Origin of the sequence: Bradyrhizobium erythrophlei (assembly GCF_900129505.1) — a bacterium.
Taxonomy (GTDB): domain Bacteria; phylum Pseudomonadota; class Alphaproteobacteria; order Rhizobiales; family Xanthobacteraceae; genus Bradyrhizobium; species Bradyrhizobium erythrophlei_D.
In genome coordinates, this window is record NZ_LT670818.1 from 4,199,527 (window position 1) to 4,214,706 (window position 15,180).

Genomic DNA, 15,180 nt, shown 5'->3' on the forward strand with positions numbered 1-15,180 from the left:
TCTGCTTCCGCGATCCACCCGCACCCGAGAATTGGCGGGTCGCGTCCAACGGCTTCCTTCACTATAATTTCAGGAGACTACGATGCCCTTCGATTCAATCCTGCGCGGCGGCCGCGTAATCGATCCTTCCCAGAAGCTTGACGCCGTGACGGACGTTGCCTTCGCCGGCGGCAAAGTGGCGATGGTCGGAAAGGAGCTCAAGGCCGATCCCGGATCCGATGTGCGTGACGTGTCGGGGTACATTGTCACCCCGGGCCTGATCGATCTGCACACCCATGTCTATTGGGGCGGCACCTCGCTCGGCATCGACGCCGAAGAATTTTGTCGCACCTCCGGCGTCACCACCGCGGTCGACACCGGCAGCGCCGGCCCGGGCAACTTTGCGGGCTTCCGCAAGCATGTGATCGAGCCGAGCCAGGTCCGCATTCTCGCCTATCTGCATGTCTCGCACGCCGGCATTTTCGGCTTCTCGCACCGGATCATGGTCGGCGAGAGCGAGGAGATCCGGCTGATGAATCCGATCGACGCCGTCACGGTGGCCGAGCAGAACCGCGACCTGATTGTCGGCATCAAGGTGCGCGTCGGCCTGCACTCGTCGGGCACCTCGGGGATCGTGCCGCTCGAAATCGCGCTTGAGGTCGCCGAACAGGTCGGCATGCCGCTGATGGCGCATATCGATCATCCGCCGCCGAGCTACGAGGACGTGCTGGCGCGCCTGCGTCCGGGCGACGTTCTGACCCACGCCTTCCGGCCGTTTCCCAACACGGCCGCCACCGCCCAGGGCACCGTGAAACGGGTGGTGCTGGAGGCGCGCGAACGCGGCGTATTGTTCGACATCGGCCACGGCAAGGGTTCGTTCGCCTTCAAGACCGCACGCGCAATGCTTGCCAACGGCTTCTATCCGGACACCATCTCTTCCGACGTCCATGCGCTGTGCATCGACGGCCCAGCCTTCGATCAGGTGACCACCATGTCAAAGTTCCTGTGCATGGGGATGCCGCTGCCGGACGTGGTCGCGGCGTCGACGGTTAATGCGGCGATGGCGATGCGGCGTCCCGAACTCGGCAGCCTCAAGCCGGGGAGCGTCGGCGACGCCACCCTGATTGCGATCAAGCAAGGCCAGTTCGACTATGTCGACGTCGTCGGCGAGCACCTGATCGGTGACCGCAAGATCGCTTCCGAAGGCGTCGTCATTGGCGGCCGCTGGTGGCACCCGCAAGAGGCGTCGAAATTCAAGCAGCTCGCGGGCTAAGCGGGCCCTAAATCGATGTGATCGCTCGGAAATGTGATCACGCCAAAATGCATTCTCCCTGGTGACCGACCCGGTAATAACGGCGGCACAAGTGGGCTCCGCTGGCATACCGATTGCAAGCAAAACAGGCAGATCGCCATCGATCTAACTGGCCCGCATCACCTCATTTGGCGCCGAACCCTCGGCCGAAGATAATGGGGAGAACCGCGGGAGCAACTCGAGACCGGGAGAGCTCCATGGATCGCAGGACTGTGTTGAAAGGATTAGCCGGGGTAGGGAGCCTGGCGGCGACGGGCGGGTTTTCGATGCCGGCCCTTTCGCAAGGTGCTTCGGCGCGCACCCTGCGCTTTGTGCCCCAGGCCAATCTCGCCAATTTCGATCCGATCTGGGGAACCCAGTATGTCGTGCGCAACGCCGCAGCCCTGGTGTGGGACACCCTTTACGGCCTCGACGCAACGCTGCAGCCGCAGCGCCAAATGGTCGAGTTCGAGGAGGTGTCCGATGACGGCCTGGTCTGGACCTTTCGGCTCCGGCCGGGCTTGAAGTTCCACGACGGCGAGCCGGTGCTGAGCAAAGATGTGGTGGCGAGCCTGACGCGCTGGTCGGCGCGCGATACCATGGGCTTGATGATCAAGGCGATCCAGAACGAACTAACCGCGGTCGACGACAAGACCTTCAAGTGGTCGCTGAAGGCGCCTTATCCCAAAATGCTGCTGGCGCTGGGCAAGAACAATGCGCCCTGCGCCTTCATCATGCCGGAGCGTCTGGCCCAGACCGACCCGTTCAAGCAGATCGGCGACTATGTCGGCTCGGGCCCGATGAAGTTCGCGAAGAGCGAGTGGGTGCCCGGCGCCAAGGCGGTGTTCGAAAAATTTGCCGATTACAAGCCGCGGCAGGAGAAGGCGTCCTGGCTCGCCGGCGGCAAGCAGATGCAGGTCGACCGCATCGAATGGGTGGTGATCCCGGATCCGGCGACGGCAGCGGCCGCGCTGCAGAACGGCGAGGTTGATTGGTGGGAGTCGCCGATCCCCGATCTGGTGCCGCTGCTCAAGAAGAACCGCAATGTCAGCGTCGACATCGGCGACGCACTCGGCAATGTTGGTTCGTTCCGGATGAATCACCTTTTTCCGCCCTTCAACAATGTGAAGGCGCGACGTGCCGTGCTGATGGCACTAAGCCAGGAAGATTACATGCGTGCGCTGGTCGGGGACGATACCTCGCTGTGGAAGCCGCTGCCCGGTTTCTTCACGCCGGATACGCCACTCTACACCGAGGCAGGCGGCGAGATACTGAAAGGCAAGCGCGATCTGGTGGGGGCCAAGAAGTTGTTGGCCGAGAGCGGCTATGCGGGCCAGCCGGTCACCTGCTTGGTGGCGCAGGATCAACCGATCACCAAGGCGCAGGGCGACGTCACCGCGGATCTGCTGAAACAGTTGGGTATGAATGTCGACTTCGTCGCCACCGATTGGGGCACGGTCGGTTCGCGCCGCGCCCAGAAGACACCGCCGGGCCAGGGTGGCTGGAACATGTTTCACACCTGGCACGCCGGCGCCGACTGCCTCAGCCCAGCGGGCTACAGCGCCATTCGCGCCAATGGCGACAAGGCGTGGTTTGGCTGGCCCGACAGCCCGGCCTCGGAAAAGGAGATTGCATCGTGGTTCGACGCCAAGAATCTCGATGAGGAAAAGGCAGCGATCGCCCGCCTCAACAAGGCGGCACTCGAAGACGTGGTTTATGCGCCGACCGGCTTCTTCCTGGGCTACACGGCGTGGCGCAACAACGTCTCCGGTATCGTGAAGGGACCGCTGCCGTTCTTCTGGGGCGTGTCGAAGACCGCATGACGGCGCGGTAATTCCACATGCTCTCGTATATCCTGCGGCGTATTCTCTCGACCTTGCCCGTCATGGGGATTGTCGCGATGTTCGTCTTCAGCCTGCTCTACATCACGCCGGGCGATCCGGCGGCGGTGATCGCCGGCGATCAGGCAAGCCCCGCCGACGTTGAGCGGATTCGGCAAGGCCTCGGCCTCGACCGGCCGTTTTTGGTCCAGTTTGGGGCCTGGCTCTGGGGTATCCTGCACGGCGATCTCGGCACCTCGATTTTCACCAACCTGCCGGTCGCCTCGCTGATCGCGCAGCGTATCGAGCCGACGCTGTCGCTGATGGCGATTACCCTGGTGCTGACCATTCTGATTGCCGTGCCGCTCGGCGTGGTGGCGGCGTGGAAGGCGGGAAGCTGGGTCGACCGCAGCATCATGGCCTTTGCCGTGTTCGCGTTCTCGCTTCCGGTCTTTGTGGAGGATACGTGCTTGCCTATGTGTTCGCGCTGCAGTTCGAGTGGCTGCCGGTGCAGGGCTACACGCCGCTGGCCCGGGGCTTGTGGCCGTGGCTGCAGAACTTGATCCTGCCGGCCATCACGCTCGGCAGTGTGTACATCGCGCTGATCGCGCGCATTACCCGTGCGTCGATGCTCGAGGTGCTGCAGCAGGACTATATCCGCACCGCACGCGCCAAGGGCCTGGACCAGCGCCGCATCCTGTTCGTTCATGCGTTGAAAAACGCAGCCGTTCCGATCGTGACCGTGATCGGTATCGGTGTCGCCCTCTTGATCGGCGGCGCGGTGGTGACCGAAAGCGTGTTCGCGATCCCCGGCCTTGGCCGATTGACCATCGACGCGATCCTGCGCCGCGACTATCCGGTCATCCAGGGCATCGTGTTGTTATTCAGCTTCGTCTATGTGCTGGTTAATCTGTTGGTCGACGTCACCTACACCCTGGTCGACCCGAGGATCCGCTATTGAGTATCTCGACCATCAGCACTGCATCGATACCGCCGGGCCTTGCGATTGCGCCGCAACTGCCGGATCTGCTGCTGCCGGCTAAAATCCGGCGCGGTGTCCTCGGCTTCCTGCGCAATCATCCGACGGTTGCGATCGGCGGCGCATTGCTGCTCTGCCTGGTGCTGGTCGCGATCTTCGCGCCTTATCTCGGGACCGTCGATCCGACCGCGCTGGCGCCCGCCAAGCGCACGCGCGCGCCATCCGCGGACTTTTGGTTCGGCAGCGATATGCTGGGCCGCGACATCTACTCACGCGTGCTCTACGGAGCACGGGTCTCGCTCACCGTCGGCCTTTCGGTGGCGACACTGGCCACGCTCGCCGGTCTCGCCATCGGCCTCGTCTCGGGCTTCGTGCGCTGGGCCGACGGCGTCATCATGCGGTTCATCGATGGGCTGATGTCGATACCGCCGATCCTGCTCGCCGTCGCCCTGATGGCGCTGACACGGGGCAGCGTCGGCAACGTCGTCCTGGCGATCACGATCGCTGAAATCCCGCGCGTGACGCGTCTCGTGCGCAGCGTCGTACTGTCGCTGCGCGAGCAGCCTTATGTTGACTCTGCCGTGGCTTCCGGCACGCGAACGCCGATGATCATCCTGCGCCACATTCTCCCCAACACCATGGCGCCGATGCTGGTCCAGGCAACCTATATCTGCGCCAGCGCCATGATTGTGGAATCTATCCTCTCCTTCATCGGCGCCGGCACGCCGCCCACCATTCCGTCCTGGGGCAACATCATGGCCGAAGGCAGGGCGCTATGGCAGGTAAAGCCATACATCGTGTTCTTTCCCGCCGCGTTCCTGTCGGTCACCGTGCTCGCCGTCAACCTGCTCGGCGACGGCCTGCGTGATGCGCTCGATCCGCGAATGGCCAAGAGCCTTTAGATGGCATTGCTCGAAGTCGAGAACCTGCAGACCCATTTCCGTACCCCCGAGGGCATCAACCGCGCGGTCGACGGCGTCTCGTTCCATGTCGACGAGGGCGAGACGCTGGCCATCGTCGGTGAATCCGGCTGCGGCAAGTCGGTCACCGCGATGTCGCTCCTGCGGCTCATCCCCGAGCCCCCGGGCAAGATCGCGGGCTCCGTCCGTTTCCAGGGGAGGGATCTACTGCAACTCTCCGAACGCGAGATGCGCGCCATCCGCGGTAACGACATTTCGATGATTTTCCAGGAGCCGATGACGAGCCTCAATCCGGTGCTGACCGTCGGCCGCCAGATCGGCGAGACGCTGCGGATGCATCAGGCACTGGACAAACAGGCCGCAGAGGCGCGCGCCATCGAGATGCTGACCCTGGTCGGCATCCCGGAGCCGGCGCGGCGCGTGCGCGAATATCCGCATCAACTCTCCGGCGGCATGCGCCAGCGCGTGATGATCGCGATGGCACTCGCCTGCAACCCGAAACTTCTGATCGCCGACGAGCCGACCACGGCGCTCGACGTCACGATCCAGGCGCAGATCCTGCAGTTGATGCTGGATCTCAAGCGCCGCGTCGGGGCGGCGATCGTGCTGATCACCCACGATCTCGGGGTGGTCGCCGAAGTCGCCGAGCGCGTCATGGTGATGTATGCCGGCCGCAAGGTCGAGGAGGCGCCGGTGGCCGAACTGTTCCGCTCGCCCCGTCATCCCTATACGCAGGGGCTGCTCGGCGCGGTGCCCAAGCTCGGTTCCTCGCTATCAGGCGCGGCGAGGCGCCTCGCCGAAATTCCCGGCCAGGTGCCGAGCCTGAAGCAGCGCATCGAGGGCTGCGTCTTTGCCGGACGGTGTCCGCTGGTGACCGATCTCTGCCGTACGGTTGCGCCCGGTCTCGAAGAGAAGGCGCCCCGCCACATCGCCGCTTGCCATTACGCGTCGAAAGCGGTGGTCGCGGCATGAGTGCCCCGCTGCTCCAGGTCAACGACCTCAAGAAGCATTTTCCGGTCCGCGGGGGCATGTTCAGCCGCAAGGCCTTTGTCTATGCCGTGGACGGGGTGTCCTTCGAGCTCGCGCGTGGCGAGACCCTGTCTCTCGTCGGCGAGTCCGGCTGCGGCAAGTCGACGGTCGGTCGCGCCATCCTGCGACTGTTCGACGTCACCGCCGGCCAGTTGGTGCTGGACGGCCAGCGGATCGACGATCTTCCACCCGGAAGCTTGCGCAGCATGCGCCGCCGCGTGCAGGTGGTATTCCAGGATCCGTTCTCAAGCCTCAATCCGCGGATGCGCGTGCGCGACATCCTGGCCGAGCCGATCCGCAATTTCGGCCTCGCAAAAACTTCCGCCGAACTCGAAGCCAAGGTCACGGCACTGATGGGCACCGTGCGCCTGCCACGCGACGCGCTGAACCGCCGGCCTCACGAATTCTCGGGCGGTCAGCGCCAGCGCATTTGCATTGCCCGGGCACTGGCGGTGGAACCCGAACTGATCGTCTGCGACGAGGCGGTTTCGGCGCTCGACGTCTCGGTCAAGGCGCAGATCGTCAACCTGCTGCAGGACCTGCAGCAGCAGTTCGGCCTCGCGCTGCTCTTCATCAGCCACGATTTGGCGATCGTCGAGCACATGACGCACCGTGTCGCGGTCATGTATCTCGGCAAGATCGTTGAGATGGCGGGAAGGCAGCAAATCTTCACCGCGCCGAGGCATCCCTACACCAAGGCTCTGCTCTCGGCCGTGCCGGTGCCGAAGCCCGGAGCCATCCGCAACCCGATCATCCTCAAGGGCGACGTGCCGAGCCCGATCAATCCACCAAGCGGATGCCGCTTCCACACCCGCTGTCCATACGTGTTCGATCGCTGCCGGACCGAGGAACCGGAGCTTCGATCGACCGGAGACGGTCAGTGGGTGGCGTGTCATCTCGAAGCGGTGCCCGAAAAGCCGGGGCCCGTTCGGTGATTCGCGTCAGGCGCCGCAGTACCGGGGAGCGACAAGATGCAGGGCCTTGATCGCCTCGCCCTTCAGACTCATGCGGATTACGGCCAACCGCGGTCACTGCGAAAAAAGAGTCCTGCCCGTGAAAATTAAGGAAGCGCCCATCGAGCGGCTGCTCCTGGCGCAAAGCGGCCATCCAGTAGAGCCTCGCGCCCAACCGATCGCCTTTGGAAGCTATCTTTCGCAAGTGGCGGAGGTGGCCGTCGACGAGAAAGGAAATGTGAGGGTGGAACGTGTTGTCTGCGCGGTGGATTGTGGATTGCCGGTCAATCCGATGATGATCGACGCACAAATACAGAGCGGAACGATCTTCGGACTCACGGCTGCGCTGCGCGGCGCGATAACGATCAAGGACGGCCGAGTCGAACAAGGCAATTTTGACTCTTATCCGCCGCGGCGCATCGATGAAACGCCACCAATCGAGACCCAATTAGTGGCGAGCACGGCTGATCCTGGCGGCTTGGGCGAAGCGGCTACAGCCGCTGTGGCCCCCGCGGTCACGAATGCCATTTTCTCGGCGACGGGGCGCCGCATCAGAAGGCTGCCGATACAGCCGGCCTAAGAGCAAGGCCTAGGGAGAGAATGCTTTGAATCAAGAGCAGGGCGTCGCTGCACCGCCGGCCGCTCACACCGTATCGCCACCCGCAACCCCGCTCCCTTCCGCCCCACCCAATGGGTCGGCGTCCGCGCCGATCGGTTCGCGCAGCACTTTGGCGCGGCTGGCCGTTCCGTTGTTCGCCGTGCTGGTCGCGCTTGCCTTCATCGCGCTTGCGACGCTGCGCTGGGACGCCTGGGTCGGTCATGCGACGATCCAGACCACCAACGATGCCTATGTCCGTGCCGAGCTGTTGACGGTGGCCGCGAAGGATTTGCAGCGCGTCAAGGCCGGCGATCTCCTGGTGCAGGTCGATCCCGCCGTGTACCAGGCGCAGGTCGCGCAGGCCGAGGCCGGCGTGGCGGGCGCGCAGGCCGCACTCGACAATCTGAGCAACCAGGTCGAACTGCAATACGCGACGATTGCGCAGGCCGAAGCCCAGCTTGCATCCGCGGCGGCTCAGGAGGTCGAGGCGCGTCAGGAGCAGGAGCGCCAGCAATCGCTGTCGCAGACCGAATCCGGAACGCGGTGGAACAGGCAACTGCGACCTACGCCAAGGCGCAGGCCGACGTGCGCGCCAGCCGCGCCGTCATCGCCGCGCAACGCCACCAGCTCGAAGTACTGTCGGGAACTAAGAAGCAGCGCGCCGCCGATCTCGAGGGCGCCGAGTCAGTCCAAGTTTGGGCAGGCAATTTCCGCCGTGCAACCCGGGCCGTCCGAAATCCTAAAACGGAAGTCATGCAATTTGATGATCGCGGCGACTATGCTCAGCCCCAGACCCAGGCCTTTGGTGTTTCGACTTTTGTCTGAGCGATAAAAGCGCTGGGTCACCGCTTCTCGTTCGATCTCGGGGATGCCGGGGCCGGTGTCAATCACCCGGATGACGGTCTCGCCTTCCTTGCAAAGCAGTATGACCTCCACGCGTCCGCCTTCGGGGGTGAACTTCACTGCGTTGTTGACCAGATTGACAACGGCCTCGAACAGAAGATCGCGGTCGCCCTGCACCGTCGCCCCATCGGGAGCTTCGGCCCAAAGGGTGACACCCTTGTCCTCGGCGATCGGACCGTAGAGATCGCCCACTTCGCGAATCAGATGGGCGAGTTGGACCTCGCCAAACCTTTCGCGCCGTCGGCTATGCTCGATTTCCGCAATGCGCAACAACGCTGTGATCGTGGTCAACGATTGGTCGAGACCAGCGATCGCCTGATCGGCAACAGCGCGGAGTTCCTCTAGCGTTGAGGCGTGCTCGCGGCCGCGTTCGAGACGTATCCGCACGCGGGTGAGCGGCGTGCGCAGGTCATGTGCGATATTGTCGCCTACAACCTTCGCCTCCTGCAGAGCTTCCTCTAGCTGCCCCGCGCGCACCGCCGCGGTTAAGTTGCTGCCCACGCCCCGATAACCGAGAAAATTGCCGTTTGTGTCATAAAATGGCTTGCCGCTCGTTTGGATGTATATCGGAGATCCAGTCCCGACGGTGTACACGAAATTGCGAAATGGCCGATGCGCGTCGAGCATCGCCCGATGCAGTCGCCATTTTTCGGGTTCCGATTCGGTATCAGTTGCAATATCCCAGCGAGAAAGGCCGGCGAGGCCTGGTGGCACGAACCCAATATCACTGACGTGTTCCGATATGCGGGTGACCCGGTGGTCAGGTCCGGTCTCCCAGAGCCAGTCGGAGGCGGTTTCGGCATAATCACGCAAGCGCTGCTCGCCAAGGGCCTCCTCGGCCCGCTTGCGGTCCTCGATGTCGGTGGACGACCCGTACCATTTGACAATGTTGCCCGACTCATCGCGCAACGGCACGGCTTGGAACAAGAACCAGCGATATTCACCATCGAAGCGCCGGAGCCTGGCTTCAAGCCCGCCCGGCATGCCTGATTCCCATATTGCGGCCCACTTCACCAACATGCCCTTCTCGTCGTCAGGATGAAAAGCGCGAGGCCAGCCAGTTGCGGCCTGGTCAAGTGAGAGGCCCGTGTAGTCGAGGGCTGTTTGATTGAGGAAATCGGGGACTCCGTCCGGTCCGGCGCGCCAGACCAGCGTCGGGATTGTGTCGATGACCAGTCGAAGCCGATCCTCGGACTGCTTGATTTCGTCAAAGGCTTTTTGCAGCGCCTCCCTTGCGAGGTGCTGCTCGGTGACATCGATATGCGTACCTACCAACTCGGTCACGTCTCCTATCTTAGTTCAGTTGACGACGCGCGCGAGCCACGCACGCGCGCCTTGTAGCGTTCTGAAGTCTTCCAGGCTACGAGCCGAGATATCGGGATAAGCGCCGGCGGCCATTTCGTTGAGTGCCCGGCCAGGGCCGAGTTCGAAGAAAACGCTCGCTCCTGCTTCCACGCAGCCTTCCAGGCAGTGCGCCCACTGGACCGTGTGGGAGATCTGTTTGGCCAGCTTGTTCAAGCCGGCTGAGATGTTGACAACAGGAGAACCATCGATCCCGCTAAAGAGACGCACATTCGGGTCCGGCGCAAGTTTCGTCGGAGTTTGGTCTAAAATTTTGCGGAACTCCGCCGAGGCCGCAGCCAGGCGCGGGGTGTGAGAGGCCACGTTCACCGCTAACCGAACGGCGCGTGCGGCGCCCATCCTTTTTGCGACATCAGCTATGATGTCCAGCGCTACACCGGGGCCGCCGAGAACGAAGGCGTCGCCGGGATCGACGATGGCGATCGCTGCATCGTGGCGATTGCACAGATCTTCGACAGCGCCATAAGACAAGCCGCGGACGAATAGCAAGCCGTCTCCGGGCCTGCTGAATGCGTCCATGGCGTTGGCACGTCGCGATACAAGGTCGAGGGTCATCGTGGCGTCCATCAAGCCCGCGACACTCCAGGCCGCCACTTCGCCCACGCTGTAACCTGCAATGATCAGCCTGCGAGGCCAGGCACCACGGAGGGTCGCCGTCGCAGCCAGCGCCTGCAACGTGCAGAGAATTTGTCCGACGCGGTTCTGGTGCAGAGTGTCATCGGGATCGGTTTGAACCATTTTGCGTGGGTCGCGTCCGCCGAGTAGGGTCGCTGCGTGAGCAAAGAGGTTCGCGGCTTCCGGTGCGTCGCCGGTCAAGGCAAACATATTGGACCGCTGTGGCCCCTGTCCGGAGCATAAGACGGCAAGTGTCATCGACAGCACCTCATTAGGGAAAGAGCACCGCGATGGTGATCGCCAGCGTCACAATACTGAACGCGGTGCTCGCGATCACCGTGGAGCCTACTTGAGCCGAGTCCAACCGATAGTTCACCCCGAACAAGATGCCGAAGAAACCCGACGGCGCAGCCGCCAGTAGAATGGATACCTTGGCAATCTCTGAGGGGATCGGAAGCACATGAACGATCGCGGCGACCAGCAGGGGCCGGACCATGTTGGCCGTCCCGGTCGCTGCTGCGACCTGCCGGTCCAGGCGGAGCGACTGGGCCGACAAGATCAGGCCCGTCAGGAACAGCGCCACGCCGCCCGCCGTCTGTCCGATAAGATCGAGAGAGGCTCCCGCGACGGTACCCAAATTCAATCCGGACAGCGAGAGCAGGATTCCCAGCACGGGGGCTAGGACGACGGGCGTAGTCAACGCGTGCCGCAGAGCCCGGCGCACCCGTGCGGCAGAGGTCTCGGCATCGTTCTGTCCCTTGCCAACGGACAGTTCGAGCAGCATCAGTGTGATCGGGCTCACCAGGATCGAACCCGCCGCGAGAGCGACCGCGACGGACACGGTCGCGGTTGGGCCAAGGACCGTACTCGCGATCGGCAGCCCGATCCCAGCATAGTTCGGAAGTGACACCGTCAGAGCTTGTAGCGCAGCCTCACCTCTGGATCTTCTCAAGGCCCTACGCTCGAAGAAATACCAGAGCAGATAGATAATCAGCATGACCGCTCCGAGGATTACGAAGAGCGGCCCTTGCGCCATCATCTCTCCGCGCGGGGCAGAGCCGGTCGACGCGAACAGAGAGGCCGGCAGGGCAAAATCCATGACGAGGGCGTTGATTTCTCCCACATGATGGTTGTCGATGGTGCGCATTCGCCCGGCGACATAGCCAAGCGCCATGACGAAGAAAATGGGCGCAAGCACCGTGAAGATCACCTGCGGCATGAGAAGAACTCTGCTTCGCAAGCCTGGATGAAGAGTGTCATCGCGAGAAGGTCTGCCGACCCGCCCGGACTGAGCCGGCGTGTGACGAACGACTGGTGCACGACGTTAGCCCGCTCGCGCCAGTTGCGTGTACCCACGCCGCCATCATCAAGAAAAACGCGGGCGGCGTACTGGGCATAGCGGAGGCCGGACATGCCGCCCCGGTGCAGAAGGTTGGTGTCCTCAAGAGAGGCGATCAACGCGAAACAGGCCTGTACGCGGGCTGCTTCTGTGTCGCCTGGTGCGATCAGGGCGCCCCATTGCAGGGCGGGCAAACCGACCTCATAGACGCTCAGAAAACCTTGAGCGGCCTCTGCTCGCGCACCGCCAGCTCCATAATGTCGGCGTGCCTCGCCACCATGGCTGTGCAGCTGCACAGGCCCATCCAAGATATTCCTGCCCCACAGCCTCACCACCACGTCGCCGAGCGACATCGTGGGATCGGCCAGCCCGCCTACCTTGGCGCCGGCAGCCGCGCAAAGCAAACCCAATCCGAAGATGGCGCCCCGGTGTGTGTTGATACCCCCGGTCGCGGCGAACATCGCAGCTTCGGCTTCAAGACCGATAATCCTGAGATGCCCCATGCCACGACCCTTGGCACCAGCTTCTGTCAGGGCGTGTAGATAGGGCTTGATTGCGGCGACGCTGCGCTGGAATGTGCCAAAATTCATATCCGAATGGCTGCCGGAGTCGACATGGCTGACGAGCCCGGGCTTGGGCCAAGTCTCCAACTCGCTCAGAAGGCACCGGACGGCAATGGCGGCGATGGCCTCTGCCTCATAAACGTTCGCAAACCTCGCCTCGGACGGGCCGCTCTGGTATGAGTGTCGTGCTAGAGCGGCTGTCACGACTGGGTCCTATTGCTGAGGAAGAGGTTCGCGTCGAGCAAGGCGACGCCATCGGTGGTCTTGACCAGCAACTCGCGCGCGCCACTGTGGAGTTCGCGCCAATTCACGCCCGCACCGTCATCGCGCACTAATTCGCCGTCCAGGCGCATAGGCGCCGTAGCTTCGATTGCAGCAAGATCTGCAGTCAGCCGTACAAGAGGGCTGCCACAATGGATCGGCAGGAGAAGATCGAGGTCCGAAGTGTCAGTCAGGTAGTCCAATCCTGTGAGTGTGCACCACGCCAGACTGCCGAAGATTCGCGCCTCTATGCCATACCGGGAAGCCAGGCTCACCACTGCGCCGAGTGGGTGCTGCCACCGATTCGGTGCCACGCTGATGGCGGCGCTCAACCGGGGCGGCGGTGCTGTCGAAACGATATCTTCAGGCTGGATGAGAACCGAAAGCCGTCGTTTGCCGGCGAATGGTGGCAAAGGTAAACCCAACGGCAGCCCGTCAGCCTCGCCGGGCAGGGTGCGCCGTGCGACGAGAGGCCAGCCCCGATCGACCCACTCGATGACCAGCGGCTCCCCGGCAAGATCGTCTCGCGTCTTAAGCAACGAGCGCCACGCCGCCGGCGACACGAAGATGAGATCGTGGCGGCGTGGCCTCCGATTATTTTGATTGGAGTGCGAGATCATGCACACGCTCCGCGATATCAGCCGCCTTCGGGCGTCCCCTACGAGTCTTGCCGAGACGGTCGCGCCGATCGCCACCATCCTGATCGCCGCCGAGCAGCGTCTGAAGCTGCTCTGCCAGTGAGGTTTTCTCGTCCCAGGTGGAAAGCACCGCGCCCGTCTGAGCCAGGTTGTCCAACCCCGGGGCGAAAACTGGTGTGGACTTGGCCTTCTCCTTGAGGACGTCGATAGAGAGCTTTGTCACCTTGGACATCGAGGGCAGGTCCATAACCTCCGGCTCGGCCCCCGGTAGCGCCACAAGGACCCGGGTCGCCAATGCGGTCGCGAGGAAAGCGCCGGCGGCGCTGTGACCGTAAAGCAGGCCCACGGTTTGGCGGCCCTGCATGTCGGCGTAGATCAGGCACTTGGCGAGATGAGCCAAAAATTCATTCAGTCCTAGAAGCTCGTCGCGTTTGCTCATCCGCTGGCTGTCACTATCTACCAACACTAGAATGGGACCAGTGCCGCCACGCTCCATCGCATTCAGCACGTGGCGCGACAGACGGATCGCCTCGTCCACGCCGACCGCGGTTCGATCGGCGATGCCGATCACCACCGCGCGGCCACCGGTCTTCAACGACCCCGAACCCAGCAACACACCGTCGTAGTTCCTGACGTCGTGGCCTTGCGGAAACAATGAGGCGAGAATGTCATCGAGCGTCATAGCGTGGGTCCCCATCCCTATTGGCAAGATCGATAAAGTCCGAGGAAGACATGATCGGAACGGCTTCCGCGTCGAAGATGTCTTCGGCCCTCCAGATGTCCATGGCGTCGGCACAGTCACCGAAGCGTTGGAGGCGTTCCTCCAGGCGAGCCTGCTCGGCTTTGAGAACGTCCAAGCCGAAGCCCGGTACGGATCCGATCAAATGCAGCGTGATGTTACGGAAGCTCTGTATCGTGTCGTCGACGAAAGCCTCGGCGCCGCCGAGCAAGCGCCGGTGTTTGCCACCCATCGTGCGCCACACCAGCGCGCGATCCTTGGAGTCGAACTCCTCCACTCCGCGATTGGTCTCGATGACCTCGGGACCGGAGACACTGATGCGGCCCTGTTCGGACACGGCAAGCGCCGAGCAACAGCCAGCAATCAATCCGCCACCACCGTAGCAGCCCGCCCGGCCACCAATCAGACCGACAATCTTCACACCCGCCATCCGCGCCTCGATGAGCGCGCGCATGATCTCGGCGATAGCTAATTCGCCGGCATTGGCTTCCTGCAGGCGCACCCCGCCGGTGTCGAACAGAATCAGCACCGGCACCGACTTGGTGTCCCGCGCGGCGCGTAGAAGGCCTGTCAGCTTGGCGCCGTGAACCTCGCCGAAGGCGCCGCCCATGAAGCGCCCCTCCTGAGCAGCAACGTATATAGGCGTGCCAGCAATCCTGCCGCGCCCGACGACGATGCCATCGTCGAACTGCGTTGGAAGATCGAACACCCGCAAATGCGGACTCTGTTCACGCTGCTCCGGGCCGATGAACTCTTGGAAGCTGCCGGCGTCGAGCATCAATCGGACCCGCTGGCGTGCGGATGCCTCGTACCAGCTCACGGTCTTGCTGTTTGCGACGCGCGACACATCCGGCGCCTCCAATTTTCGAGCGTTCATCGATCTTCCTCCTCGATCAGGCGGACGGCCTGTGCCAGGCGCAGGGCGACCGTATCTGGACGCGCACCCCCATCGTTGACGGAGAGCTTCAAGCCGCCGGGTGAGCGACGCTCGACGAAGTCGGCAACGACCGCTTCCCACACCGCACCGAAGCCTTCAGCCGCGGTGTTGATGTCGACCTGGCATTCCGTATCGGGCAACAACCGCTCAACCAGGACTTCCAGATTTCCTGAGGCGACAACGCCGATGATGGCCAATGATTTGGAGCCAGCGGCGCGCTCTTGCGCTTTGTGGCGATAGCTCAGGGTTTCCAT

General features: G+C 63.1%; 14 protein-coding genes and 2 pseudogenes. 8 read left to right on the plus strand and 8 right to left on the minus strand.

The window, feature by feature from the left end; all coding sequences use genetic code 11:
* Positions 1–82: 82 nt before the first annotated feature.
* The 8 genes and pseudogenes from B5525_RS19480 to B5525_RS47205 form a co-directional block, all read left to right on the plus strand.
* Positions 83–1,252, plus strand: a complete 1,170-nt coding sequence (locus B5525_RS19480) for an amidohydrolase/deacetylase family metallohydrolase (RefSeq protein ID WP_079567454.1) — start codon at positions 83–85, stop codon at positions 1,250–1,252.
* Between the two features lie 236 nt (positions 1,253–1,488).
* Positions 1,489–3,093: an ABC transporter substrate-binding protein gene (locus B5525_RS19485; RefSeq protein WP_079567455.1), complete on the plus strand. Its 1,605-nt coding sequence runs from the start codon at positions 1,489–1,491 to the stop codon at positions 3,091–3,093.
* 17 nt (positions 3,094–3,110) lie between these two features.
* Positions 3,111–4,051: pseudogene (locus tag B5525_RS19490) on the plus strand (ABC transporter permease).
* On the plus strand, positions 4,048–4,971 hold the full coding sequence (locus B5525_RS19495) for an ABC transporter permease (protein ID WP_079567456.1): 924 nt from the start codon (positions 4,048–4,050) through the stop codon (positions 4,969–4,971). Before B5525_RS19490 ends, B5525_RS19495 begins: the two are co-directional and overlap by 4 nt.
* On the plus strand, positions 4,972–5,961 hold the full coding sequence (locus B5525_RS19500) for an ABC transporter ATP-binding protein (RefSeq protein WP_079567457.1): 990 nt from the start codon (positions 4,972–4,974) through the stop codon (positions 5,959–5,961).
* Positions 5,958–6,953 carry an ABC transporter ATP-binding protein gene (locus B5525_RS19505; protein ID WP_079567458.1) on the plus strand — a complete coding sequence of 332 codons (996 nt, stop codon included), beginning with the start codon at positions 5,958–5,960 and terminating at the stop codon, positions 6,951–6,953. The genes B5525_RS19500 and B5525_RS19505 overlap by 4 nt, the downstream gene beginning before the upstream one ends.
* A gap of 118 nt (positions 6,954–7,071) precedes the next feature.
* Entirely contained in the window at positions 7,072–7,551 is a 480-nt protein-coding gene (locus tag B5525_RS19510; RefSeq protein WP_244567959.1) for a molybdopterin cofactor-binding domain-containing protein, read from the plus strand.
* Between the two features lie 25 nt (positions 7,552–7,576).
* Positions 7,577–8,256: pseudogene (locus tag B5525_RS47205) on the plus strand (biotin/lipoyl-binding protein); the annotation flags it as partial.
* On the opposite strand, the gene B5525_RS19520 reads toward B5525_RS47205, so the two are convergent.
* From B5525_RS19520 to mdcC, 8 genes are all read right to left on the minus strand, one after another.
* Positions 8,254–9,756, minus strand: coding sequence for a PAS domain-containing sensor histidine kinase (locus B5525_RS19520; RefSeq protein WP_079567460.1), 1,503 nt, complete (start codon positions 9,754–9,756; stop codon positions 8,254–8,256). The pseudogene B5525_RS47205 and the gene B5525_RS19520 overlap by 3 nt on opposite strands.
* A gap of 15 nt (positions 9,757–9,771) precedes the next feature.
* Complete coding sequence (locus B5525_RS19525) at positions 9,772–10,659, minus strand: acyltransferase domain-containing protein (RefSeq protein ID WP_244567960.1); 888 nt, start codon at positions 10,657–10,659, stop codon at positions 9,772–9,774.
* A 61-nt stretch (positions 10,660–10,720) separates the two neighbouring features.
* Positions 10,721–11,668 (minus strand): AEC family transporter, encoded by a 948-nt coding sequence (locus B5525_RS19530; RefSeq protein ID WP_079567462.1) that lies wholly within the window; start codon positions 11,666–11,668, stop codon positions 10,721–10,723.
* Positions 11,656–12,474, minus strand: coding sequence for a triphosphoribosyl-dephospho-CoA synthase MdcB (gene mdcB / locus B5525_RS19535; protein WP_244568057.1), 819 nt, complete (start codon positions 12,472–12,474; stop codon positions 11,656–11,658). The genes B5525_RS19530 and mdcB overlap by 13 nt, the downstream gene beginning before the upstream one ends.
* A 77-nt stretch (positions 12,475–12,551) precedes the next feature.
* Positions 12,552–13,232, minus strand: coding sequence for a malonate decarboxylase holo-[acyl-carrier-protein] synthase (gene mdcG / locus B5525_RS19540; RefSeq protein ID WP_079567464.1), 681 nt, complete (start codon positions 13,230–13,232; stop codon positions 12,552–12,554).
* Entirely contained in the window at positions 13,207–13,932 is a 726-nt protein-coding gene (gene mdcE / locus B5525_RS19545) for a biotin-independent malonate decarboxylase subunit gamma (protein WP_079573257.1), read from the minus strand. Before mdcE ends, mdcG begins: the two co-directional genes overlap by 26 nt.
* The gene (locus tag B5525_RS19550; RefSeq protein WP_154073172.1) at positions 13,919–14,866 is read right to left on the minus strand and encodes a biotin-independent malonate decarboxylase subunit beta; all 948 of its coding nucleotides are present in this window, start codon (positions 14,864–14,866) and stop codon (positions 13,919–13,921) included. The genes mdcE and B5525_RS19550 overlap by 14 nt, the downstream gene beginning before the upstream one ends.
* Positions 14,863–15,180, minus strand: a complete 318-nt coding sequence (mdcC, locus tag B5525_RS19555) for a malonate decarboxylase acyl carrier protein (protein ID WP_079566215.1) — start codon at positions 15,178–15,180, stop codon at positions 14,863–14,865. Before mdcC ends, B5525_RS19550 begins: the two co-directional genes overlap by 4 nt.